The 24,819-nt window shown below is 69.0% G+C and carries 17 protein-coding genes; 16 read left to right on the top strand and 1 reads right to left on the bottom strand.

The window, feature by feature from the left end; genetic code table 11:
- Positions 1 to 21: 21 nt before the first annotated feature.
- Both ACIA8X_RS17425 and ACIA8X_RS17430 read left to right on the top strand, forming a co-directional pair.
- Positions 22 to 282, top strand: a complete 261-nt coding sequence (locus ACIA8X_RS17425) for a hypothetical protein (protein ID WP_393447997.1) — start codon at positions 22 to 24, stop codon at positions 280 to 282.
- A 150-nt stretch (positions 283 to 432) separates the two neighbouring features.
- The gene (locus ACIA8X_RS17430; RefSeq protein ID WP_393447999.1) at positions 433 to 1,350 is read left to right on the top strand and encodes a 3-oxoacyl-ACP synthase; all 918 of its coding nucleotides are present in this window, start codon (positions 433 to 435) and stop codon (positions 1,348 to 1,350) included.
- Between the two features lie 193 nt (positions 1,351 to 1,543).
- Here ACIA8X_RS17430 and ACIA8X_RS17435 read toward each other — a convergent pair whose 3' ends face one another.
- Positions 1,544 to 1,810, bottom strand: coding sequence for a hypothetical protein (locus ACIA8X_RS17435; RefSeq protein WP_393448001.1), 267 nt, complete (start codon positions 1,808 to 1,810; stop codon positions 1,544 to 1,546).
- Here ACIA8X_RS17435 and ACIA8X_RS17440 point away from each other — a divergent pair.
- The 14 genes from ACIA8X_RS17440 to ACIA8X_RS17505 all read left to right on the top strand — a co-directional run bounded on the left by ACIA8X_RS17440 (position 1,809) and on the right by ACIA8X_RS17505 (position 24,818).
- Positions 1,809 to 3,044 carry an acyl-CoA dehydrogenase family protein gene (locus tag ACIA8X_RS17440; protein WP_393448003.1) on the top strand — a complete coding sequence of 412 codons (1,236 nt, stop codon included), beginning with the start codon at positions 1,809 to 1,811 and terminating at the stop codon, positions 3,042 to 3,044. The genes ACIA8X_RS17435 and ACIA8X_RS17440 overlap by 2 nt on opposite strands.
- Before the next feature lie 110 nt (positions 3,045 to 3,154).
- Positions 3,155 to 4,450, top strand: a complete 1,296-nt coding sequence (locus tag ACIA8X_RS17445; RefSeq protein ID WP_393448005.1) for a lysine N(6)-hydroxylase/L-ornithine N(5)-oxygenase family protein — start codon at positions 3,155 to 3,157, stop codon at positions 4,448 to 4,450.
- 3 nt (positions 4,451 to 4,453) lie between these two features.
- The gene (locus ACIA8X_RS17450; RefSeq protein WP_393448007.1) at positions 4,454 to 5,530 is read left to right on the top strand and encodes an NAD(P)/FAD-dependent oxidoreductase; all 1,077 of its coding nucleotides are present in this window, start codon (positions 4,454 to 4,456) and stop codon (positions 5,528 to 5,530) included.
- On the top strand, positions 5,527 to 7,542 hold the full coding sequence (locus ACIA8X_RS17455) for a class I tRNA ligase family protein (protein ID WP_399458623.1): 2,016 nt from the start codon (positions 5,527 to 5,529) through the stop codon (positions 7,540 to 7,542). The genes ACIA8X_RS17450 and ACIA8X_RS17455 overlap by 4 nt, the downstream gene beginning before the upstream one ends.
- Positions 7,539 to 9,077, top strand: coding sequence for an AMP-binding protein (locus ACIA8X_RS17460; RefSeq protein ID WP_399458624.1), 1,539 nt, complete (start codon positions 7,539 to 7,541; stop codon positions 9,075 to 9,077). Before ACIA8X_RS17455 ends, ACIA8X_RS17460 begins: the two co-directional genes overlap by 4 nt.
- Complete coding sequence (locus ACIA8X_RS17465) at positions 9,067 to 9,327, top strand: acyl carrier protein (protein WP_399458625.1); 261 nt, start codon at positions 9,067 to 9,069, stop codon at positions 9,325 to 9,327. Before ACIA8X_RS17460 ends, ACIA8X_RS17465 begins: the two co-directional genes overlap by 11 nt.
- A 1-nt stretch (position 9,328) precedes the next feature.
- Positions 9,329 to 9,943: a GNAT family N-acetyltransferase gene (locus ACIA8X_RS17470; protein ID WP_399458626.1), complete on the top strand. Its 615-nt coding sequence runs from the start codon at positions 9,329 to 9,331 to the stop codon at positions 9,941 to 9,943.
- Entirely contained in the window at positions 9,940 to 11,028 is a 1,089-nt protein-coding gene (locus ACIA8X_RS17475) for a C45 family autoproteolytic acyltransferase/hydolase (protein WP_393448017.1), read from the top strand. The genes ACIA8X_RS17470 and ACIA8X_RS17475 overlap by 4 nt, the downstream gene beginning before the upstream one ends.
- 28 nt (positions 11,029 to 11,056) lie before the next feature.
- Positions 11,057 to 11,992, top strand: a complete 936-nt coding sequence (locus tag ACIA8X_RS17480) for a thiamine pyrophosphate-dependent dehydrogenase E1 component subunit alpha (RefSeq protein ID WP_393448019.1) — start codon at positions 11,057 to 11,059, stop codon at positions 11,990 to 11,992.
- 3 nt (positions 11,993 to 11,995) lie between these two features.
- Positions 11,996 to 13,003 (top strand): alpha-ketoacid dehydrogenase subunit beta, encoded by a 1,008-nt coding sequence (locus ACIA8X_RS17485; RefSeq protein WP_393448021.1) that lies wholly within the window; start codon positions 11,996 to 11,998, stop codon positions 13,001 to 13,003.
- On the top strand, positions 12,996 to 14,171 hold the full coding sequence (locus ACIA8X_RS17490; RefSeq protein WP_393448023.1) for a 2-oxo acid dehydrogenase subunit E2: 1,176 nt from the start codon (positions 12,996 to 12,998) through the stop codon (positions 14,169 to 14,171). Before ACIA8X_RS17485 ends, ACIA8X_RS17490 begins: the two co-directional genes overlap by 8 nt.
- Positions 14,172 to 14,653: 482 nt before the next feature.
- The gene (locus ACIA8X_RS17495) at positions 14,654 to 16,453 is read left to right on the top strand and encodes a flavin-containing monooxygenase (protein ID WP_399458627.1); all 1,800 of its coding nucleotides are present in this window, start codon (positions 14,654 to 14,656) and stop codon (positions 16,451 to 16,453) included.
- Positions 16,454 to 16,712: 259 nt separating this feature from the next.
- Positions 16,713 to 23,336 carry an amino acid adenylation domain-containing protein gene (locus ACIA8X_RS17500; RefSeq protein ID WP_399458628.1) on the top strand — a complete coding sequence of 2,208 codons (6,624 nt, stop codon included), beginning with the start codon at positions 16,713 to 16,715 and terminating at the stop codon, positions 23,334 to 23,336.
- A 174-nt stretch (positions 23,337 to 23,510) separates the two neighbouring features.
- On the top strand, positions 23,511 to 24,818 hold the full coding sequence (locus ACIA8X_RS17505; protein WP_393448029.1) for an MFS transporter: 1,308 nt from the start codon (positions 23,511 to 23,513) through the stop codon (positions 24,816 to 24,818).
- Position 24,819: the final 1 nt, after the last annotated feature.

The raw sequence follows: 24,819 nt of genomic DNA on the forward strand, positions 1-24,819 counted from the left end.
CTGCGCAATGTGGTGTGCTCCATGAGCACGTTCAACGTCTTCGGCTCGATGATCGGCGCAATGGAGATCGTCTTCCTGGTCCGGGTGCTGCACGTCACCCCCGCGGGCGTCGGCCTCGTCTTCTCGGGGTCGGCGGTCGGCGGCATGTCTTCAACGTCGCGCAGGTCACCTATGGGGCCGGATGCCGGTCGGCGTGGTCGTCGGCGGCATGCTGGGCACGGCGGTGGGGGCCGTGAGACGGTTTGGGTCTCGGTGATCGGTTGCTGGTGTGCGGGGTTGTAGGTGTTCTTCTCGCCGCTCCGGAGGATGCGGGACCTGTACATGATCGAGGAGGCCCGGTCGGGCGAATCGGCGGCGGGTGCCGGGCCCGAGGCCGAGCCGGCCACCGCCGTGGCTTGACCGACCAAATACACATCCCGTTGTGGAGCCTCGATGAGTTCCTCCTCTGTCTTCCTGAGCGGACCGCAGTACGTGCTGGGGGAGGTCGCGTCGCACCATACCGAGACTCCGGATCTGGAGGCGCGGGCCGGTGAACTAGGGGTGCCGTATGCCCCGGAGCTCTGGGGCTGGGGCCATGTGCACCGGAGCCACAAGTCGCTGGAGGACCTGGCGGTCGAGGCGGGCAAGGCGACTCTCCGCGCCGCCGGCGTCGACCCCTCCTCCGTCGACGCACTGGTGCTGTGCTGCACCAGTTTTCCAGGGGGGCCGGACAGCCACGGCAGTTTCGTGCGGACCATCTCGGAGGGGTTGGGAACGTGTGAGACCGACTTCCTCGGCATCACGCTCGACCGATGCACGAACCTGCTGGCGGGCCTGCGAGTCGCCGAGGCCTTCGTAGCTGCCGGAATCCATCGGCGGGTCCTGGTCATCACCACCGATCGAGTCACTGTCGAGGCGGAAAGACTGGCCAAGTTCGCCCTGTTCAGCGATGGCGCGGCCGGTGTGCTGGTGTCGGACACCGACGGGGAGTACGAGATCGTCGCAAGTGCCGCAGCGCACGAGCTGAAGGACCTGGACTGGTCGAACCAGATCAGTCCGGACCTCTCCCGCCGCGTGAACACGCAGCTGATGAAACGTGCGTCCATCGGAATCGACCAGGTCGACATCCTCATGCACGCCAATATCTTCGAAGCCATCATCGTGATGAAAGAGCTTCAGGCGGGATTTGCCGCAGCGCAGTTGTACACAGACAACATCGCACGGGTGGGCCACTGCTTCGCCGCTGACCCGATCATCAACCTGACGGACCTCGCAGCAGCCGGTCGCCTTCGCGACAACGGCCACTACCTGCTGGCCGCCTCGGTTCCTGGAGTACGGTACGGGGTTCTGCTCCGCAAGCAGACGCGCTAGCACTCGAACCGGCATCTTCGGAATGGTCGGCGGGGGGCGTTGTCTCGCTGGCGAGACATGCGTCGGCCGACACGTCGCAGCAGGCTCATGGCGAAGACGGCAGGCGGAGCGCGGATGCTGCGGTCGTACGGTTTCCGACACCAGACGATCATCAGGTTCCGTGCCTTCTTGCCGAATCCCCGCCACAAGGTGATCAACCGATATCGGTGAATTGAAGACGCGCCCAGTGATCCACGATTTCGCCGTCTGTCATGCCCGTGAGTCCACGACCATCGTCGTTTCCTGATGGGAGGAGGCCCGTCACGGCGCCGACATCGGCGTGGTGCCGCGAGAGGCGGCGGATCTGGCGGGGCTGCGCCTCGGCCGCGTAACTTTCATCGAGCATCGCCTGATCAAGGCGCCGCCGGGGTCGCGGCCGTTTCTCGACCGATGCTGACCTGCGGATCTGAAAGGGCGACATGACTTACGCGCTGCTCAGTGGTCTCGATGAGGACATCCTGGCGTTGCCGTTCTACGAGGAGCAGCACCGCACGTTGGCCGTGGAGCTCGCCGACTGGTGCGCCGGTCATTCCGGCCTTTGGTCACGTCCTCTGGAGCAGACCCCGGAGAAGGCCGGCAGGGAGATCCTGAGCGCGCTCGGCTCCGCCGGATGGCTGGGATTCCTCGATCCCGCGAAAGGGTCCGCCGCCGGTGACCACCGCTCGATCTGTCTGGCCAGGGAGATCCTTGCGTACGCCGACGATCTGGCGGACTTCGCCTTCTCCATCCAAGCGCTGTCGGCGACCCCGATCGTCCAATACGGAAACAGTGAGCAGCAGTTGGAGTATCTGCCGCGAATGGCGTCGGGCGAGGTGACGGGATCGTTCGCGATCTCGGAGGAGGAGGCCGGCTCCGACATCTCGGCAGTCGGTCTGACTGCCGACCGAGTGTCCGACGGCTATCTGTTGAACGGCCGAAAGGCCTGGATCGCCAATGCCGGCATCGCGGATCTGCACTGCGTGATCGCGCGAACGGGTGGGGGACCCGGTGCGCTGGGGCTCACGGCGTTTCTGGTGCCGGCGCGTACGCCTGGAGTCCGGGTGCTGGAGGAGGTGCGGTTGGTTGCTCCGCGCTCGTTCGGACACCTGGCCTTCGAAGACTGCCTGGTCCCCGAATCGAGCGTACTCGGACGCCCCGGACAGGGGTTCGTGGTCGCGACGGACCTGCTGGAGCGATTCCGGATGACGGTGGGGGCGGCCGCGGTGGGGTTTGCGCGGCGCGCTGCCGACTCGGCAGTCCAGCGGGCCCGTGAGCGGCGGATCCACGGCGGCAAGCTGATGGACCTTCAGCTGGTGAAGGGTGCGCTTGCCGACATGGAAATAAAGCTGAACTACTCTGCGATGCTGGTCGCGCGGGCTGCGTGGGAACTCGACCACAAGAACCCCGGCTACGCGAAGCACTCGAGTATCGCCAAGTTGGCCGCCACCGAGGCCGCACAGGAGATCGTCGACGCTGCCGTCCAGATCCACGGGGCAGCCGGCCTGGTTGCCGACAGCGTCCCCGAGCGCTTGTACCGGCAGGTCAGGTCCCTGCGTATCTACGAGGGAGCGTCCGAGGTCCAGAAGATGATCATCGCGGACGCGCTGGGACGACGGCCGCACGCGGGCCGATCCCGAGCAGCATCCGGACGCAGTGCAAGTCGAGTGGAGCGCTGACTTGTCCTCCCCTGTCGTAGCAATGACACGGGCAGATCCGTATCCATACATCCTGGCTCACCCTGGCTGCCGGGTACGGAAAGACATTTGATGCATACACGGGGAGAGCCATGAGTGACCAACAGCACTACGAGTGTGTCGGCGTCGGCGTCGGCCCTGCGAACCTGAGTCTTGCATCTCTGTTGCACGGTTGTCCGGGGCTGCCGAATCTCTTCCTTGAGAAGCGTGAGGAGTTCAGTTGGCATGATGGACAGCAGATCCCCGATGCGACCCTCCAGGTATCCATTTTCAAGGATCTGGTGAGTCTGTCGGACCCGACCAGTCCCTTTTCGTTCCTGTCCTACCTGAAGGACAAAGGGCGGGTCTACCACTTCATCAATGCTCAGTTCAGCGCGGTGCCGCGGCAGGAGTTCCGCAACTACCTGGAATGGGCCAGCCGGCGCAACCAGAACGTGGTATTCGGAGAGGAGGTCGTCTCCGTCGACTTCGACGGCGTATTCGTCCTGCGCACCAACCGGCGCACCGTCACGGCGAACAACGTGTCAATTGGCATCGGCAGCAATGCCTGGGTGCCGGCGGAAGCCCGTGACCACCTCGGCCTCACTCAGTTCCACGTCAGCGAATTCGTGCCTCTCAGCCGCGACTTGGCGGGGAAGAGAGTCTGCGTGGTCGGCGGAGGCCAGTCGGGCGCCGAGGCGTTCCTCGACCTCATCTCGCGTCCGTCCACTGAGCGACCGCGCCGGGTCTCGTGGGTGTCACGTCGCCGCAACTTCTACCCCATCGACGACTCGCCCTTCACCAACGACTTCTACATGCCCGGCTACTCGGACTACTTCGCCAGGCTGGACCAGGGGACGCGCGAATCGTTCAACCGGGAGCACGTCCTCACCAGTGACGGCATCTCCGAGGGCACACTCCGCGAGATCTATCAGCGCATCTATGCCGAGCGGTTCATCCACGGCAACACCGACCTGGTCTCGCTGTACCCGAACCGGAACGTGATCGCGGTCTCCGCCTCCGACAACGCGTGGTCGTTGAAGCTGTCCAACAGCAACCATCCGGCGGTCCTCGGGCAGGTCGACGCCGACGTAGTGGTCTGGGCGACCGGGTTCCGCACCGTTGCGCCCGACTTCCTCGCGCCGATCGCGAACCGACTCGAGCGTGAGGGCGACGAGTACCGCATCGACAGTGATTTCGCCGTGATGTGGGACGGCCCTTCGAACCGAAGCATCTTCCTCCAGAACGCGGCTCTGCGACAGCGCGGACTGGCGGACAAGAACCTCAGCCTGCTTGCCTGGCGGAGCCAGCGGATCATCGACCGCGTTCGATGTGTACGCAGCGACGACACGGTTCCTTCGTTCATCGAATGGTCGGCGAAGCTCAGCCCCGACGAGAGCGTGGGATGAGCCATGACGCATGTCGACTTCGCAGTCGTGGGCGGCGGAATCATCGGGTGCACGATCGCACGGGAGCTGGTGCTTCGGGCTCCGAACGCCTCCGTGCTGGTGCTCGACCAAGACGCCGTCGGATCCGGAGCCAGCCGCCGCTCGGCCGGTCTGCACTTCCCCCGTGGCGCGACGGAGCGTGTCCGCCGCATGTCCGGCTACAGCCAGGCCTGCTACCGGGCTCTGCTGGACGCTGATCCGACTCTGCCGATCCACCCGGTTCCCATGCTGGTGGTGTCCGACCGCGCGAGCGCGGGCCAGGTGGAGGCGGCCTATCTCGACGAGGCCCGGATGTCCCGCGTGGACGCGCTGCCGGACTGGCTGCCGCCACTGTCGGACGAGACGGCGGCCTGGAAGGGCGAGGGCTGCCAGTACGCCGACGTCGGCGCACTGGCCCGAGCACTGGCCCGGTCGCTGCGGCCGGGGACGAGTTTCCGGGACGGGGTCTGCGTCGCCGCTCTGGACCAGGCCGGGAACGGATACGAACTCGCGCTCGGCACCGGAGAACGCGTCACGGCCGACGCGGTCGTGCTCGCACCCGGCCCGTGGCTGGCCGCACCGGCCTGGCGGGAACGGCTCGCGCCCTTGGGCGCCAGGGTGAAGAAGGTCGTGGCGCTGCACATCGAACAGCCGCCCGCGGCCGAGGACGGAGTCGTCGTCTTCCATGACGAGGACGCGTTCCTGCTCCCACTCCACGAGCAGCGGCGCTGGCTCTTCAGCTACACCAGCCAGGTCTGGGACGTCGACCCCGACCGGCTCACCGGCAGCGTCTCCGCGTCGGACCTCGCCGAGGCCCGCGAGGTGCTGCTCCGCCGCGCCCCCCGCCTGGCCGACTCCGCCCGCAGCGGAAGGGTGTTCTGCGATGCGTACAGCGCGGATCGGGAGCCGCTGGTACGCGCACTGGACGAGGAAGGCCGACTGGTGTTCGCGGGTGCCGCCAACGGCTCCGGCTACAGGCTCGCACCCGCCATCGCCGCAGAGGCAGCGCACCTGCTCCGTAGAGCCGTTGAGAACGTTTCCCACCAAGGGGGCCAGCAATGAACGTGAGCGTCTTCTCCGCTGAGGAACTGCACCAGGCATTCGGCATCGAGATGAGCTCCGTGGAGTCGATGAGTGCCGGAGCCGGCTGGGGCCGGGTCGCTCCGGGCGTCACCTCCGATCCGCACCAGCACGACGAGATCGAGATGTTCGTCGTCGTCGCCGGAACCGGATGGGTGGCTTTCGACGGCCGCCGCATCCGGGTGGAGCCGGGAACGGTGTGCCAGTTCGAGCCCTTCGAGACGCACGTCATCGAGAACGACGGCGACGTCGACCTGGTCTTCTTCGACCTGTACTGGCGCGACCCGGTGCGCGCCGCCCAGGCCGCAGCGGCAGGCGGTACGCGCCGCCGGTTCCACGAGAGGCCGGTCTTCGTCTTCTCGACCCCGCCCACTCCGAACGGCGACCTCCACCTCGGTCACCTGTCCGGTCCCTACCTGGGAGCGGACGCCTACGTCCGGTTCCAACGCATGCAGGGCACTGAGGTATGGCACCTCACCGGGAGCGACGACTTCCAGAGCTACGTGGTCGACTGCGCCCGCCGTGAGGAGCGCGAACCGGCGCGTACCGCCGAGCACTACAGCGCCGAGATCGCCGCGACGCTCCGTCTGATGGACATCGAGGTCGACCAGTACACCGTGACCAACGAGGACCCCGGCTACCGGGACGGCCTGCGTGGGTACTTCTCGAAGCTGGTCGACTCGGGTGCGGTCGCCGTCCGGCAGACGGCCGCCCTGGTGGACGCGGAGACGGGCGCCTACCTCTACGAGGTGGACGTCTCGGGCGGTTGTCCCGGATGCGGCGGCGGCACCAGCGGCAACATCTGCGAAGAATGCGGCGAGCCGAACGTCTGCGTCGACCTGGTCGACCCGCGGAGCAGCCGGTCGGAGGCGCCGTCGAAGCAGCAGCCGGTCTCCCGCTTCGTCCTGCCGCTCCACGAGTTCGGCAAGGAGGTCACCGATCACCACCGCCTCGGCCGGGTCCCGGCCCGACTCCGCGAACTGGCGGACCGGGTGTTCGCGCGTACCGGCCTCGACATTCCCGTGACGCACCCTTCGGACTGGGGCGTCGCACCCGCGGAGACGACCGTGCACGGGCAGGTGATCTGGGTCTGGCCTGAGATGTCCTACGGCTTCCTCCACGGCATCGAAGCCCTCGGCGGGCGTCTGGGCCGCGACTGGCGAGCCGTCGCTCCCGAGCAGGACTGGAAGTTCGTCCACTTCTTCGGCTACGACAACAGCTTCTACCATGCTGTGCTCTACCCGGCGCTCTACCGGTCGGCGTACCCGGCGTGGAATCCCGACATCGACTACCACGTCAACGAGTTCTACCTGCTGGAGGGCGGCAAGTTCTCCACCAGCCGACGCCATGCCGTCTGGGGCAAGCAGATCCTGTGCCCGGAGACCGTGGACGCGGTGCGCTACTACCTGTCGCTCACACGTCCGGAGCAGCAACGGACGAACTTCGAGCTCGAGGCGTACACGGAGACCGTCCAGAGGGTCCTGGTGGACGGCTGGCAGAGCTGGCTGAACGACCTGGGCGCACGGATCGCCGGGCAGTACGGCGGGATCGCCCCCGACGCCGGCGTCTGGACTCCCGAGCACACGGCGTTCCTCAACCGCCTGGGAATACGGCTCGCCGCTGTCGCCGACAGCCTCGGACAGGAGGGATTCTCGCTGAACCGTGCGGCCGCCGAGCTGGACGGGATCGTCGTGGACGCTCGGCGGTTCGCCGAGGCAGAGGCACGGACCGCGCTGATCGCCGACTGGAACGACGAGGCCCGAACGGCCCTCGCGCTGGAACTGGCCGCGGCACAGCTGCTGGCGCGCGCGGCCGCGCCGGTCATGCCGCGATTCGCCGCCCGACTCGCCGAGGCGCTCGGGACGGCCGACCTTTCGTCCTGGCCCTCCCAGGTCGAGCTGGTCGCGCCCGGGACCGTGATCAGGCTTGAGGACCAGTCCTACTTCGCGGCTCTGCCGTCGGACTGGCCGCTCGCCGCGGAGACCACACGATGACGGACTCTGTGATCAACCGCGTGGTGGCGGGGCCTCCGGCTCCCGGCCACCGGATCTCGTTCCTCCGGCTCGGCAGCCGCAGGACGCTGGACCTGATCGAACTGTACGAACAGTCGGGCCGTGTCGCCGCCTACCTTCGGAGCCTCGGCGTCGAGTCCGGGGACCGCATCGGGATCCTGGCGGCCAACAGCCTGGAATGGGTCCTGCTGGACCTTGCCGCGCTGCGGCTCAAGGCCGTGGTCGCGGGTTTCGAGCCGGGCAAGTTCGCCGACGCCGGAGAGCTGGTGGCGCGCTACGGGCTCAAGGCTCTGTTCACCGACCAGGACGTGCCGGCGGGCGCGCCGGCGGCGGTCCGAGCCTTCGCCGACGTCGCCGAGGCCGCGGGACGGACATGGACGGAGCTGCCCGAGCCCGTCGTGTACGAGCCCGAGGAGGTGACGACGATCAAGTTCACCTCCGGCAGCACCGGCGTGCCGAAGGGGCTCGGGGCCACCGTCGGCAGCATCGACGCGTCGATGCAGGCCGTGCAGGAGATCTTCGAGCACCGGGGCGGTGACAACCTCTTCGTCTTCCTTCCGCTGTCGCTGCTGCAGCAGCGGTACTGGGTCTACTCCGCCCTCTGCTTCGGCCACGACGCGACCGTCACCACGTACGAGGCGGCCTTCGCCGCGCTCGCGACGGCCCGGCCGACCGTGGTGATGGGTGTGCCGGCGTTCTTCGAGGCCGCCAGGCAGCAGATCAGCCAGGACGCCGCGCGCGCGGACGGCGTCACGCCGGACGCGGCGCGCCGCGCGGCCGCGCGGCGGCTGTTCGGCGATCGGATCCGCTACCTGTGGACGGGATCGGCACCGGCGGACCGGGAGGTGCTGCGCTACCTCACCGACGCGGGCCTTCCCATCTATGAGGGCTACGGGCTGAACGAGACGTGCATCGTCAGCAAGAACCACCCCGGTGCCCACAAGGAGGGCAGCGCGGGGCGGGTGCTGCCGGGGAAGCAGGTGCTGTTCGACGAGGACGGCGTGATCCTGGTCCGCAGCGAGCATCCGGTGAACCGGCGCTACGAGTTCGCCGAGCCCGGCGACTCCGAGCGGATGTTCGTCGCGGACGGGGTGGTGCGCACCGGCGACCTCGGCTACGTGGACGAGGACGGCTTCCTGTTCATCCAGGGGCGCGCCGACGACGTCATCGTGCTCGGAAACGGCAAGAAGGTGATCGTCCGGCCGATCGAGGAGCACATGCGGACGAGTCCGGCGATCGAGGAGTGCGTGGTGTTCTGCCCCGCACAGACGTCCCTGGTCGCGGTGGTCTCGCCGTCCTCCGACACGCCCGACCTCGAGGCGATCGCCGAACAACTGGCCCGCACCAACGCCTCGTTCGGCCGTGACGAACAGATCCGCAAGGTCGTGGTCGCGAGCCCCCGGCCCAGCATCGCCAACGGAATGCTCACTTCGCAGTTCAAGCCGAAACGACAGGCCATCTTCGCCGCCTTCCAGGCGGAGATCACGAACAACCAGGACGGTATCCATGCCCAGTGACATCGAGACCATCGCGCGGGAGAACCTGTCGGCCGCGCTCCAGCCGGCCGCGGATCCGCAAGAGATCGACCCGGACGCCGCGTTGACCGACTACGGACTGACCTCGCTGCAGAAGGTCCTGTTCCTGACCCGGCTCTGCGAGGACCTCGCGGTCGACCTCGCGCAACTGACCGAGCGCGACGTCGCCGAGATGCGCACCCTCCACGACGTCGTCGACACCCTGTCGGGCTACGCGGGAAAGGCTGCTTAGAGTGAGTTGGGCGGAGCTGGCCGCGGCCACGCTGGAGAACGACCACGTGAGGCTGCGTCCGATCAGTCCCGAGGACCGCGAGTCGATCCACGACATCGCGATGGACCCGGTGATCTGGCGCTACTTCGTGAGCCTGGTCGAGACGGAGGAGGACTTCGACGCCTTTTTCCAGGGCATGGTCGCTGACCAAGCGGCAGGCAGGCGTGTGGTCTTCCACATCACCGACAAGACGACGGGGCGATGCGCGGGGAGTATGAGCTTCGGCAACCTCTCCGAGGCGGACTCGCGCCTGGAGATCGGCTGGTCCTGGTTGGGCGTCGACTTCCAGGGCCGCGGCATCAACCGCTGGGCCAAGTACCTCTTGCTCGAGCACGCCTTCGAGAACCTGGGCGCCGAGCGCGTGGAGTTCAAGACGGACCAGCTCAACGCGCAGGCCCGAGCGGGCCTGCGCAACATCGGCGCCCTGGAGGAGGGCGTCCTTCGCAGCTTCAACCCGATGCCGGACGGCAGGCGCCGGGACGCTGTCTACTACAGCGTGTTGCGCGGTGAGTGGTCGTGGCTCAAGGGCGAGCTGGCCACCAACGCGAAGGTGACCCGTCAGGGCATGGCGGTGTGACCGGCGGAGCGGGCGTCACCCATCTGCATCTCTGCGGCGATCCATATGAGGTCGGCCGACAGCACGGGGCAGCTCTCGCCGGTCCGCTGCGCGGCTTCGTCGACGACTCGCTCTGCCGCCTCAACCTGCTTCTGGACGAACCGGTCACGACGGCCGGGCTCGAACCGGTGCTGTCCGCGTTCGACAAGGTGATCACGGCAGAGCTGCCACGGCTGGCCGAGGAGATCACGGGTCTCGCCGACGGGATCGGAATCCACCGCGACCAGGCGCTGCTGCTGCAACTGCGCCGGGAGATCCTGGGCTACCGGAAGATCCCGGCGCGAGGCGACTGCACCACCTACGCCAAGGCCGGTTCCCATCCGGTCCTGGCCCAGACGGTGGACCTCAACGGCGACCTGGACGATCAGATCAGCGTCCTCGACGTCCGACTCACAGGTTCCCCGCGCCGGGCCCTGGTGCTCAGTTTCGCGGGCCTGCTCGGCTATCTCGGGGTCAACAGCGACGGCCTGGCCGTGGGCCTCAACCTGGTCCTCGGCGGCGACTGGAAACCCGGAGTCCCGCCGTACCTGGCCATTCGCCACGTGTTGGACTCCGCTGCCACCGTCGATGAGGCGGTCGAGTGCCTCCGCGGTCTCCCGCTGGCCAGCTCACGGTCGTTCATGCTCTGCGACGCGGGCAAAGCGGTCTGGGTGGAGGCTCTGGACGGCCGGTTCCGGTGCCTCGAAGCCCAACAGGCCGAGCACACCAACCACTTCCTCCACCCCGAGTTCGAACCCTTCGACGAGATCAACGTCTTCGCGCGGAACTCCTCACGCCGAAGGCTGGAGGCGTGCCGCGCCGGTCTCGCCGCGATGGCGCCGGCCGCAGGGGTGGAGGAGCATTTCGCTTTGCTCTCGGTCCCTCCCATCCGAGTTGTCGGAACCGGTGACATCCGATACGAGCGCACCGTCGCTGCTGCCGTCGCATTGCCGGGGAGCGGTCAGTTGCACATCAGGCCGGGTGATCCCGCCACATCTGTCACCAGGGAGTTCACCTTTGCGGACCCGGACTGCTGCACGCCAGACACTCATGCGACCTCATCTTGATCTTTTCGAAACTCCGACGGGCGGGAACATGAATGTGAAAGAAGGTACTGACATCAGCGTCGCCGGGATCGACGCCGGGATCGACGTCGACGACCTCTCCAGCCTGCTGATGATCAGGCACTTCGAGCAGACCGTCCTTGACCTGTTCGCGCGCGGGCTGCTGAACGGCACCACGCACACCTGCCTCGGCCAGGAGTACGTGCCGGTGGCCCTGGGGCCGCTGCTGGCCCCGGACGACTTCGTGTTCAGCAACCACCGCGGCCACGGGCACTACCTGGCCCGCTTCGACGACCCCGAGGGCCTGCTGGCCGAGATGACCGGCCGCGAGGGCGCCGTCTGTTCGGGCGTCGGCGGCAGCCAGCACATCTTCCGGGGCACCTACCTGTCCACCGGGGTGCAGGGCGAGAGCCTGCCGGTGGCCGTGGGCACGGCCTTGTGGTTCCAGCGGACCGGCCGGCCCGGGATCGCCGTGGCCTACATCGGCGATGGCACCTGGGGCGAGGGCGCCGTTTACGAGGCGTTGAACCTGGCCGCGCTGTGGCGGCTGCCGCTGCTGGTGGTCGTGGAGAACAACGGCATCGCGCAGACCACGCCGACCGCGCGCGCCATGGCCGGCGACATCGCCGGGCGGGCCGCGGCGTTCGGAATCGCCCATGAGTCCGTGACCGGCAGCGACGTCGCCGCGATCCGCGCGCGCCTGGCACCCGTGGTCGAACGGACGCGCACCGGCGGCGGGCCGTCCGTCGTGGAGTTCGCGACCCACCGCCTCGGCCCGCACAGCAAGGGCGACGACACGCGCTCCGCCGCCGAGGTGGCCGCCGAGCGGGAGCACGACTGGCACGACGCCTATCGGCGTCTGGACCCCGACCTGTTCGCCAAGGTCGAGGACGAGCAGCGGACGCGGATCGCCGAGGCCGTGGACCGGGTCCTGGCCCGTCCGGCCTCGGTGTGGGAGAGGGGCTGAGCCATGGAGCGTGTCGCTGAGAACCTGAACCGGGCGCTGCACGCGGCCTTCGCCGCCGACCCCGACCTGTTCCTGCTGGGGGAGGACGTCGCCGATCCGTACGGCGGCGCCTTCAAGATCACCAAAGGGCTGTCGTCGGGCTACCCCGACCGGGTCCTGAGCACGCCCATCAGCGAGCAGTCGCTGGTGGGCGTGGCCAACGGGCTGGCGCTGTCCGGCGGGCGCGCCATCGTCGAGATCATGTTCGGCGATTTCGCCACCTTGGCCTTCGACCAGATCGTGAACTTCGCGGCCAAATCGGTCGCGATGTACGGCCGCCGCGTCGAGGTCCCGGTGATCGTGCGCTGTCCCACCGGCGGGCGGCGCGGGTACGGCCCGACCCACAGCCAGAGCCTGCAGAAGCACTTCATCGGCGTGCCGCACCTGTCGGTGCACGAGATCTCGCCGTTCCACGACAGTACGGCGGTGCTGGCCGGCCTGCTCGCCGATGGCGAGCCGGCCGTCCTGTTCGAGGACAAGGTGCTCTACACGCAGCCGATGCACGAGCCGGGGACGGACGGGCCGTTCGTCGCCGATTTCCCGTTCGGAGCCGGCGGCCCGGCGCGGCTGCGGGCGTCGGACGGCGACGACGCGGCCGACTGCGTGATCATCGTGCCCGGCGGCGTGGCCCGGCGGGCGCTGGCGGCGGCCGGGACGCTGTTCGCCGAGCACGAGATCACCTGCGAGGTGATCGTTCCGACCCGGTTGTACCCGTTCGACGTGGAGCCACTGCTGCCCGCCCTGGCCGGCGCCGAGGTCGTGTGCCTGGTCGAGGACTGCGCCGCCGGCGGCACCTGGGGGTCGGAGGTCGCCGCGCGCGTCTATGAGCGGCTGTGGGGCCGGCTGCGGCGCCCGGTCGTGCTGTGCAGCGCCGAGGCCGAGGTGATCCCGACCGCCGCACACCTGGAACAGACCGTGCTCCCCCAAGCTTCTGACATCCACCGCGCCATCTGGGAGGCGTTGCATGCGTGAACTGCTGCTGCCGAAGTTCAACAACAACGACGAGGGCTGCGTCCTGGTCGGCTGGACGGTCGACGACGGCGCCGCGGTGTCCGCGGACGCGGTCGTCGCCGAGGTCGAGACTGCCAAGGCCCTGGAGGAACTCGTCGCGGATGCGGACGGCGTCCTCCACCGGCTCGTCGAGGCCGGAGCGCACTGCGAGTTCGGGCGGCCCGTGGGGCTGCTGTTCGACAGCCGCCAGGAACGGGACGACTACCTGGCGGCCGCCGTCGTGACCACCGCACCCGAGGGTGAGGGCGAGGGCGAGGACCACGATGGCGGCCCGGACCCGATCCTCAGCGACGCCGCGCGCACCCTCGCCCAGGATCACGGCATCCGGACCGAGCAACTGCGCACGCTCGGCAAGCGGGTGGTGAAGGCCTCCGACGTCCAGCGGCTCATCGACCAGGGGTTCATGGGCCAGGGGGCGGCGTCCGTGGCGGCTGGGGCGTCCGCGGCGTCCGCGGACGCCGTCGTCGTCAGCCTCAGTCCGCGCCAGCGCGCGGTGGCCGCCGTCGTCAGTGAGGCGCACCGCACCATCCCGGCCGCCTTCGCCGCGATCGCGGTCGACCTGACAGTGTTCCGCGCCACGCGCGGCGGCGCCCCATACGGCCTGGTCGAGCTCCTGGTCAAGGCCATTGCCGCTCGCCACGCCGACTTCCCGCTGTTCTTCGCCACGTCCGGTGCGGACCACACCCTCACCCTCGCGTCGGCCGCCAACGTCGGGGTCACCGTCGACGTCGGGACCGGGCTGTTCATCCCGGTGCTCAAGGACGCCGCCCGCCGTCCGATCGCCGACCTGGCCGACGACCTCATGGACTTCCGAGTCAGCGCCCTGCGGCAGAACTTCCGCGAGGACGCGTTCGCCGACGAGGCCATCACCCTCTCGCTGCATAACGATCCGGACATCATCCTGGCCGCGCCGATCGTCCATCCGGGCCGCACCTGCGTCGTGACCCTGTGCGCCGAGCGGAGCGAAGTCGCGCTGGCCGAGGACGGTATGCCGTTCGCCCGGCCGGTCACCACGGTCGCGGTCACCTACGACCACCGCTATCTCAACGGCCGCGACGCGGTCCGCTTCCTCACCGCGGTGAAGCAGGACCTGGAGACCGCCGACGCCATCGCCCGGCTCGCGGGCTGACGGGAGGACGACGAAGCCACTGCCGCTCTTCGACGCCCCTGTGGACCTCCGCGCGCTGCACGCCGCCTACCAATCAGCCGACGACCCGGCGTCGGCCGGTCCACGGATCGGGATCGCGGCCGGCTGCACCGCCGACCCGATCCTGCCCTACCTCGGCGCGGCGCTCGCCCGCACGCTCGGCTACCCGGCCTGGCCGGCACCCAGTCCCCGATCGCGGACAACCCGGCCTCGGGGATGGCAGACTCAACCAGCAACGGAGCTCCGGTTCAGGCGATTTGGCGTGAGAACCCTCGTCCTAGCGGAGCTCCGCTCTGCTCAGCGCGCCGACACGCGGCCCGCCATCCACCTCGATCCGATCTTGAAACGGCCGTGGGTCTGTCTCGCCGGCGAGACAGACCCACGGGCCTCGTCGAGTACCGACCACGACACATTCCAGGTGCTGGCCGGGCGGCCGGAGAAATGCATTCGGAGGAGAGACTTTTATGTCCAAACAAAAGGTGTCGGAGCATTTCGCGAAAATCGCCGCCGAGCGGGCCAAGAGACTGCGGCCGGACGGTATCGACCAATACCCGACCCTCAGTGGCGGGTTCGCGCAGATGAACGAGGACCCCTTCACCGATCGCATCGAGCGCGAGCCGTGCCGCGACCACGTCACGGTCGCGGTCATCGGCGGGGGGTTCGCCGGCCTGATGACGGGCGCCCACCTGAAGGAGGCGGGGGTCTCCGATGTCAGGATCGTCGACACCGGCGGCGACTTCGGCGGAACCTGGTACTGGAACAGGTACCCGGGCGCCCGGTGCGACATCGCGTCCATGATCTACCTGCCGTTGCTGGAGGAGACCGGCTACGTGCCCACCGAGTGGTACGTGCGCGGCCCGGAGATCCTGGAGCACTGCCAACGCATCGGCAAGCAGTACGGGTTGTACGAGAACGCGCTCTTCCACACCCGGGTCACCGGCTTGGTTTGGGACGAGTCCGCCCGGCTGTGGACGGTGCGGACCGATCGCGGTGACGAGTTCACCGCCCAGTTCGTGAGCCTGGGGCTCGGCCACCTGTCCGTGCCGAAGCTCCCCGGCATCCCGGGCATCGAGACCTTCGCGGGCCATGCCTTCCACGCGAGCCGATGGGACTACGCCTACACCGGCGACCCGGCCGGCGGACCGCTGGGCAACCTGCGGGACAAGCGGGTGGCGATCATCGGGACCGGCGCCACCGCGGTGCAGTGCGTCCCTCACCTGGCCACCGCATGCCGGGAACTGTTCGTGTTCCAGCGCACGCCTTCCGTCATCCAGGTCCGCGACAACCGGCCGATCGACCCGGAGTGGTTCGCGCAGATAGCCACGCCTGGATGGCAGCAGCGCTGGCTGGACAACTACGCGGCCAACATGACGGCGGCCGAGCAGCCGGCCGAGGATCTGATCAACGACGGCTGGACCGCCATGGCCAGGATGTGGCGCAACGCCGGAGAGGCCCCGCGGCCGGACTCGGACACGTCCGAGGAGATCGGCGCCGCGTACTACGCGGACATCGACAAGATGGGCCAGCTCCACGCCCGGGTGGAGGAGACGGTCAAGGACGCACGGACCGCGGAACTCCTCAAGCCCTGGTACTGGCTTCCGTGCAAGCGCATGACCTTCCACGACGAGTATCTGAACGCCTACAACGAGCCGACGGTCCGTCTCGTCGACACGGACGGCAAGGGGGTCGAGCGGATCACGCCGCGAGGTGTCGTGGTGGACGGCACCGAATACGAGGTGGACTGCATCATCTACGCGTCGGGGTTCGAGGTCGGCACCGCGCCCACCCGGCGCGCCGGATTCGACCCCGTCGGCAGGGACGGCAGGCGACTGTCGGAGCACTGGACCGATGGCATGCGCACGATGCACGGACTCCATGTGCACGGGTTCCCCAACGCGTTCCTCGTTCAGTCGCTCACGGGCGGGACGCGGTTCTCCAACCTCTCGCACAACCTGTCCGAGGCCGCCAAGACCGTCGCCACCGCCATCGCGCACGCGGTCACCACGGGGGCCGACGTCGTCGAACTCACCCGGCAGGCGGAGGACGCCTGGATGAGCAACGTGGGAGTCGATCCGGAGTGGCGCACGTTCCTGGGCACGGAATGCACCCCCGGCTACTCCAACAACGAGGGAACGGATCTCGGTCCGCATTCCCTTTGGGACGAAGCCGAGTTCCCCGATGGCCTGGGCTTCTTCCAGCACCTTCAGGAATGGCGGGGCAGCGGGGAGTTCGCCGGCCTGGAATTCCACCGTTCGGACAGGTGAAGTCACTTGCCTCGTCTCGCCGGCGAGACAGGCCTCCCGGGCTCCGTCGAGTGATGCCCGGGAGTCATTCACCCTGGCGAGTGCCGCCTGTTAGCCTCGCGAAGTCGATACAACTCCGTTTTATCTTTGCCAACTAATTCTGCCGAAATTAACGGCTCCCGATCCCGCTGCGGCCCGACGCCTGGCCGGTGATTTCGGCGCCTGAGCCATCGGCTGCGGATCGCGACTGGTAGCGGTCGGAAACAGCGAGGTAGCCTGCATGATTCCGTTGTCGTTTGCGCAGCAGCGGTTGTGGATCATCGGTCAGTTGGCGGGGCCGAGCGCGGCGTACAACATGCCGTTGGTGCTGCGTCTGTCCGGGGCGTTGGACCGGCAGGCGCTGGCGGCGGCGCTGGGTGACGTGGTGGGCCGGCACGAGAGCCTGCGGACCGTCTTCCCGGTCATCGACGGCGAACCCGTCCAGCAGATCGTGCCCGCCGACGCGGTCACGCTGCCACTGACATGGACGGACACCGACGACGAGCAGGTGACCGACCTCGCGGTCCAGGCCGCCGAACATGTCTTCGACCTCGCCACCGAGATCCCGCTGCGCGCCCACGCCTTCCGCACCGGACCCGACGAACACGTACTGGTGCTGCTGGTGCACCACATCGCCTGCGACGGCTGGTCGGTCGGCCCCCTCGGCAAGGACCTCGCCACCGCTTACGGGGCACGGCTCGCCGGCACGGCCCCGGCCTGGACCGAACTCCCGGTCCAGTACGCCGACTACACCCTGTGGCAGCGCGACCTGCTCGGCTCCGAAAACGACCCCACCAGCACCGTCGCCCGCCAGTCCGCCTTCTGGCGCGACGCACTGGCCGCACTGCCGGTGGCACTGGACCTGCCCTTCGACCGGCCACGCCCCGCGACGGCTGCCCAGCACGGCGCCCAGGTACCCCTCACCATCGACGCCGACGTCCACACCCGCATCACCGAACTCGCCCGACAGACCGGCGTGACACCGTTCATGGTCGTCCAGGCCGCCCTCGCCGTCCTGCTCTCCCAGCTCTCCGGCGAAACCGACATCCCGCTCGGCACACCGGTCGCCGGACGCACCGAAGAAGCCCTGCACGACCTGGTCGGCTTCTTCCTCAACACCCTGGTCCTGCGCACCGACGTCTCCGGTGACCCCACCTTCACCCAACTCCTGACCCGGGTACGGGAAGCAGACCTCGCCGCCTTCGAGAACCAGGACCTCCCCTTCGAACGCGTCGTGGAGATCATCGCTCCACCACGGACCGCGGCACGCCACCCCCTCTTCCAGGTCATGCTGTCCTTCGACACCAACACGGAAGCCGCCTTCGACCTCCCCGGACTCAAGACCAGCGAATTCGAGATCCCCGGACACGAAACAGCCAAATTCGACCTCAACCTCGAGTTCGAGGAGCGGTTCGGTCCGGAGGGACGGCCGACCGGTATCAAGGGGATTCTCGAGTACGCCACCGACCTGTTCGACCACCACACGGTCCAGGCATGGGCCGAGCGGCTCAACCACCTGCTCGGAGAACTGACCTCCGACCCCGACCAGCCCATCGACCTGGCGGACCACCAGACGCAGACCCGCGGGTTCCGCAGCGAACTCGGCGAGGTCGAGGCGGTACTCGCGGGGTATCCCGGCATCGCCGAGGCCACGATCGTCGCCCGCGAGGACATCCCGGGCGACAAGCGTCTGGTCGGCTACGTGGTGCCCGGCCCCGGCCTCGACCCGGAAGTCACCGTACGGCTGCCCGCGATCCTGCGTGAGCACGCTGCCGGGCTGCTGCCCGCGCACGTGGTGCCGGCCGCGGTCGTGGTCCTGGACCGGCTGCCGCTGACGGATCACGGGAAACTGGACCACGAGGCCCTGCCCGCACCGGACCATGCCGTCGTGGCCGCCCGCCGTGCTCCGACGACCGTCCAGGAAGAGATCCTGTGCGCCGCGTTCGCCAAGGTGCTGAACCTGGAGCTGTCCACCGTCGGCATCGACGACAACTTCTTCCTTCTCGGCGGCCACTCCCTGCTCGCGACCCGGCTGGTCGCCCGCATCCGCGCCCTGCTCGGGGTCGAACTCGGCATCCGTTCGCTGTTCGAAGCCCCCAACATCGCCGCCCTGGCCAAGGCGCTGGCCGGGGCGGGCCCCTCGCGTCCGGCGCTGGTGACCGCGGATCGTCCGGAGCCGCTGCCGTTGTCGTCCGCGCAGCAGCGGTTGTGGTTCCTGCACGAGTTGGAGGGACCGAGCGCCACCTACAACATCCCGGCGGTCATCAGGCTTTCCGGTGCGATCGACACCGGTGCGCTGGGCGCGGCGTTGCGGGATGTCCTCGGGCGCCACGAGGTGCTGCGCACGCTCTTCCCGTCGGTCGAGGGACGGCCGTACCAGCGGGTGGTGCCGGTCGAGGAGCTCGACGAGGTGCTCACCGTGGTACCGGCCGACCGGATCGGGCCGTCCGGCGTGACCGCTTCGGTCGCCGAGACGGAGCGCCACTGCTTCGACCTCGCGGCCGAAGTGCCGTTCCGGGCCTGGCTGTTCGAAGCCGGTGCGGACGAACACGTGCTGGTGATGCTCGTGCACCACATCGCCGGAGACGGCTGGTCGCTGGTCCCGCTGGCCCGAGACCTCTCGGTGGCGTACACGGCTGGCCTGGCCGGCCAGGAACCGGGATGGGCGCCGCTGCCGGTCCAGTACGCGGATTACACGCTCTGGCAGCGTGAACTGCTCGGCGAGGCGACGGACCCCGAGAGCCTGATGAGCAGGCAACTGGCCTATTGGCGCGGTGCGTTGGCCGACATACCGGAGGAACTGCCGCTGCCCGTCGACCGTGCCCGCCCCGCGGTGGCCACGCACCAGGGCGGGAGCGTGACGCTGGAGATCCCCGCGGCGCTGCACGCCCGGGTCGCCGAACTGGCCCGGGACGAAGGCGCGACGGTCTTCATGGTGCTCCAGGCCACGTTGGCCGTGCTGCTCTCCCGGCTCGGCGCCGGCCAGGACATCGTGATCGGAACCCCGACGGCCGGGCGCACCGACACCGCGCTCGACGACCTCGTCGGGTTCTTCGTCAACACCCTCGTCCTGCGCACGGACGTGTCCGGCGGTCCGTCCTTCGGCGAACTGCTCGCCCGGGTGCGGGAGCAGGCGCTCGACGCGTTGGCGCACCAGGACGTGCCGTTCGAGCGCCTGGTCGAGGAGCTGGCCCCGGCCCGCTCCATGGCCCGCCATCCGCTGTTCCAGGTCGCGCTCGCGCTCCAGAACAACGCCGATCCCGTGCTCCAACTGCCCGGCCTGCGCACGAGCGTCCTGCCCGACGAGGACACCCCGGCGAAGTTCGACCTCTCCTTCGACCTGCGCGAACACTTCGACGAGCACGGCCGGCCCGCCGGAATGACCGGCGAGGTCTTCTACGCCGTCGACCTGTTCGACCATGCAAGCATCGAGCAGCTCGCCGAACGCTTCACCCGTGTCCTCGACACCCTGGCCACCGGCCCGGACCAGCGGGTCGACCAGGTCCCGGTGCTCTCGGCCGCGGAGCAGGAGAAGGTGCTGCACACCTGGAACGACACCTCCCGCTCCGTCCCGCCCACGACCCTGCCGGCGCTCTTCCAGGACCAGGCCGCCCGCACCCCAGGGGCCACCGCGGTCGTCTTCGACGGCACCACCTTGACCTACGGCGAGCTCAACACCCGCGCCAACCGGCTCGCGCACCACCTGATCGAGCACGGGGTCGGCCCCGAGGACATCGTGGGCATGGCACTGCCACGGTCGATCGACCTCGTCGTGGCGATGCTCGGCGTACTCAAGGCGGGCGCGGCGTATCTCCCGATCGACACCGAATACCCGAAGGAACGGGTCCGGTTCATGATCGAGGACGCGAAGCCGTCGTACGTGGTGACGCTCCAGGCCACCGTGGCATGGCTGCCGGCCGACGCACCCCTTCTGGTCCTGGACGACGCTGCCACCCAGGAAGAGCTGACCGCACACCCGGCCTGGAGTCACGACCCGACCGACATCGAGCGCACCGGCCCGCTGACCCCCGCCCATCCTGCCTACGTCATCTACACCTCCGGCTCCACCGGAACTCCCAAGGGCGTGGCGGTACCGCACCACAGCATCACCAACTTCATCACCGTTCACCGTGAGTCGGTCTTCGCCTGCGCCGCCGATCTGTCGGACAGTCGCCCGCTGCGGGTCGCGCTGACCACCTCCATATCCTTCGACGCGGTCTGGGACCAGCTGTCGTGCCTGCTGGAGGGGCACGAGCTGCACGTCGTGAGCACGGAGGTGCTCTCCGACATCGGCCTCCTCGCGACCTGGCTGGACGCACACGACGTCGACTTCCTTGAGCTGACCCCCACGCACATGGCCGCCGCTGTGTCGGAAGGCCTGTTCGACAACGGCCGCCGTACTCCGGCACTGCTCGTGGTCGGTGGCGAGGCCGTGCCCGACTCGCTCTGGGAGTGGCTCGGATCGCTGGGTGAGGGCACCCGCAGCTTCAGCTTCTACGGGCCCACGGAGTGCACGGTCTACCAGGTCTTCGCCGAGCCGCGATCCACACCGCGGCCGATACTCGGCGGACCCACCTTCAACATGCGGGTGTTCGTGCTCGACGACGGCCTGGAACCGGTGGCCCCCGGTGTGACGGGCGAGTTGTACGTGACGGGTGCCGGTCTGGCGCGTGGCTACCTGAACCGTCCCGCACTGACCGCGGAGCGGTTCGTGGCGTGCCCGTTCGGTGCGCCCGGCGAGCGGATGTACCGGACCGGGGACCTGGCGCGGTGGCGGGCGGACGGGACCCTCGAGTTCGTCGGCCGGGCCGACGACCAGGTGAAGATCCGGGGGTTCCGGATCGAGATCGGGGAGGTCGAGGCGGTGCTGGCCCGGTATCCCGGTATCGCCCGGGCCGTGGCGGTGGTCCGCGAGGACATCCCTGGTGACAAGCGTCTGGTCGGTTATGTGGTACCCGCCCCGGGTCAATCCCCGGAACAGATCGCGCAGTTGCCCGGCCTGTTGCGCCGGCATGCCGCAGGGCCGCTTCCGGATTACATGGTGCCGGCCGCGGTCGTGGTCCTGGACCGGCTGCCGTTGACCGCCAACGGCAAGCTGGACCGCAAGGCCCTGCCCGACCCGGACTACACGGTCGCCTCGACTCACCGCGCTCCGACGACCGTGCGGGAGGAGATGCTGTGTGCGGCGTTCGCCGAGGTGCTGGGTCTGCCCGGTGTCGGCGTCGACGACCACTTCTTCGAACTCGGCGGGCACTCCCTTCTCGCGACCCGGCTGGTCGCCCGCATCCGCGCCCTGCTCGGGATGGAGATCACCATCCGCGCGTTGTTCGAGGCCCCCACTGTCGCCGCCCTGGCCGGTGCGCTGGTCGAGGCGGGACCCTCCCGTCCGGCGCTGGTGGCCGGGGTTCGTCCAAAGGCGCTGCCGTTGTCGTTTGCGCAGCAGCGGTTGTGGATCATCGGTCAGTTGGCGGGGCCGAGCGCGGCGTACAACATGCCGTTGGTGCTGCGTCTGTCCGGGGCGTTGGACCGGCAGGCGCTGGCGGCGGCGCTGGGTGACGTGGTGGGCCGGCACGAGAGCCTGCGGACCGTCTTCCCGGTCATCGACGGCGAACCCGTCCAGCAGATCGTGCCCGCCGACGCGGTCACGCTGCCCCTGGCCTGGACGGACACCGACGACGAGCAGGTGACCGACCTGGTGATCCAGGCCGCCGGACATGTCTTCGACCTCGCCGGCGAAATCCCGCTACGGGCACAGGTCTTCAGCACCGGGCCGGACGAACACGTCCTGGTCCTGCTGGTCCACCACATCGCCTGCGACGGCTGGTCGGTCGGGCCCCTGGGCAACGACCTCGCCACCGCCTACACCGCACGGCTCGCCGGCACCACCCCGGCCTGGACCGAACTCCCGGTCCAGTACGCCGATTACGCCCTGTGGCAGCGCGATCTGCTCGGCTCCGAGAACGACCCCGCCGGCACGGCAGCCCGCCAGTCCGCCTTCTGGCGCGACGCCCTGGCCGCACTGCCGGTGGAACTCAACCTGCCCTTCGACCGGCCGCGCCCCGCCACCCCCGCCCGGCACGGCGCCCGGGTCCCCGTCACCATCGACGCCGAAGTCCACACCCGTGTCACGGAGTTGGCCAGGCGGACGGGCGTCACCCCGTTCATGGTGGTCCAGGCCGCCCTCGCCGTCCTGCTGTCCCGGCTCACCGGCGACACCGACATCCCGCTCGGCACGCCCGTCGCCGGACGCACCGAGGAAGTCCTCCACGACCTGGTCGGCTTCTTCCTCAACACCCTGGTCCTGCGCACCGACGTCTCCGGTGACCCCACCTTCACCGAACTCCTCACCCGGGTACGGGAGACAGACCTCGCCGCCTTCGAGAACCAGGACCTCCCCCTCGAACGTCTGGTGGAGATCATCGCCCCACCCCGGACCGCGGCACGCCACCCCCTCTTCCAGGTCATGCTGTCCTTCGACACCAACACCGAGGCAGCCTTCGACCTCCCCGGACTCGACATCAGCGAGTTCGAGATCCCGGAACACGAATCCCCCAAGTTCGACCTGAACTTCCTGCTGCGGGGGTCGTACGAGCCGGACGGGCGACCGACCGGCATCACGGGGATCATCGCGTACGCCACCGACCTGTTCGACCACCACACGGTCCAGACCTGGGCCGAGCGGCTCAGCCTGCTGGTCGCGGAGCTGACCTCCGACCCCGACCAGCCCATCGGCAAGGTGGAAGTCCCGGAACCGGCTGGGCGGAACGCGAACCCTGACCGGTCGGCGACCCGGCCGGCGCTCGGCCCCGGCAGGCGGCGGGTGCTGGCCCGCCCCGGTCTCCCGCCGGAGCAGCCGCTCGGCTGAGCCACACGTGACCGAGTGCCCGGGAGAAGTCCAGGCACGCCCCCCACACCGCCCGGCACCTCCCCGATCACCCGTGCGGCGAATTCGACCCGATAGGAAGACAGTGATGGACCAACGCGCCGAGACCCCGCGTTCCCGACCGGGAACCGAGATCCGTCAGGCGGTGCGGCGCTCATGAGCGAGGACACCTCGAGCGCCGGGAAGAAGCCGGCTTCGCTGTTCCGCCAGCGGAACTTCGCGCTGCTGTGGACGGGGCAGTCGGCCTCGCTCTTCGGTTCCCAGATCACCTACGTCGCGATGCCGCTGACCGCGGTCCTGCTGCTCGATGCGACGCCGATGGAAGCCGGCGTGCTCGTCTCCCTCGAGACGCTGCCGTTCCTGCTCTTCGGCCTCTTCGTCGGCGTGATGCTGGACCGCCGGGCGCGCCGGTCCGTGATGATCGTCGCCGATGTCGTGCGTGCCGCGGCCCTCGCCTGGATCCCCGTCGCGCACTGGCTCGATGTGCTGAACATCGGTCAGCTCTTCGTCGTGGTCTTCGTCGTCGGCGTGATGACCGTGTTCTTCGACCTCGCCCACCAGTCCTACACACCCGGTCTGATCGGCCGGGACCGGCTCGGCGAGGCGAACGCGAAGCTGGAACTGTCGGACTCGATGGCGCAGGTCGTCGGGCCGGGCGCGGCGGGCCTGCTGGTCAGCGCGCTCAGCGCCCCGGTGGCGATCGCGGTGGACGCGGCGAGCTACGCCCTGTCCCTCTTCACGGTGGCGGGACTGCCGGCCGATGAGGCGCCGAAGCCTCAGCCCGGGGCGGAGACCCCCTCGGTGCGGGCCTCGATCCGTGAGGGGTTCGCCGCGATCGTGCGGCACCCGTTGTTGCGCTGGTTCACCACGGCCGCCCTGATCATCAACCTGTTCTCCGGCGCCCTGATGTCGGTGTTCTTCCTCTATCTGCTCCGGGTCCTCGACATGGGCTCGAAGCAGGTCGGCCTGATCGTCGCGGTCGGCAGCGTCGGTGCCCTGGTCGGCGTCCTTCTGGTCGGCCCGCTGACCGGACGGTTCGGCGTCGGCCCGACCCTGATCCTGACGATGGCGCTGCCCGGCCTCGGCTATCTCGTCCTGGCGGCCGTGCACGGCCACTCACTGGCCGCGCTCGCCGTCGTCGCGGCCTCCTCCTTCGTCGTCCAGTTCAGCGTTCCCGTCTTCAACGTGACGGTGATCAGCTTCCGGCAGGTCTCCACCCCGGACGAGCTGCTCGGGCGGGTCAACGCCACGGCCCGTACCTGCGCGCTGGGCGCGTTCTCGCTCGGCTCGCTGCTCGGCGGTGCGCTCGCCTCCGGAACCGGGCTGCGGACGGCGATCGTGCTGGCCGCGAGCGGGACGTTCCTGGCCTCCCTGGCCCTGCTGTTCTCGCCCGTGCGCACGGTACGCCGCCTTGAGGCGCACGCCACCGATTCCGACTCGGCCGCCGCGCCGGAGCCCGCATGAC

This window comes from Streptomyces sp. NPDC051738 (assembly GCF_044453205.1).
Taxonomy (GTDB): Bacteria; Actinomycetota; Actinomycetes; order Streptomycetales; family Streptomycetaceae; genus Streptomyces.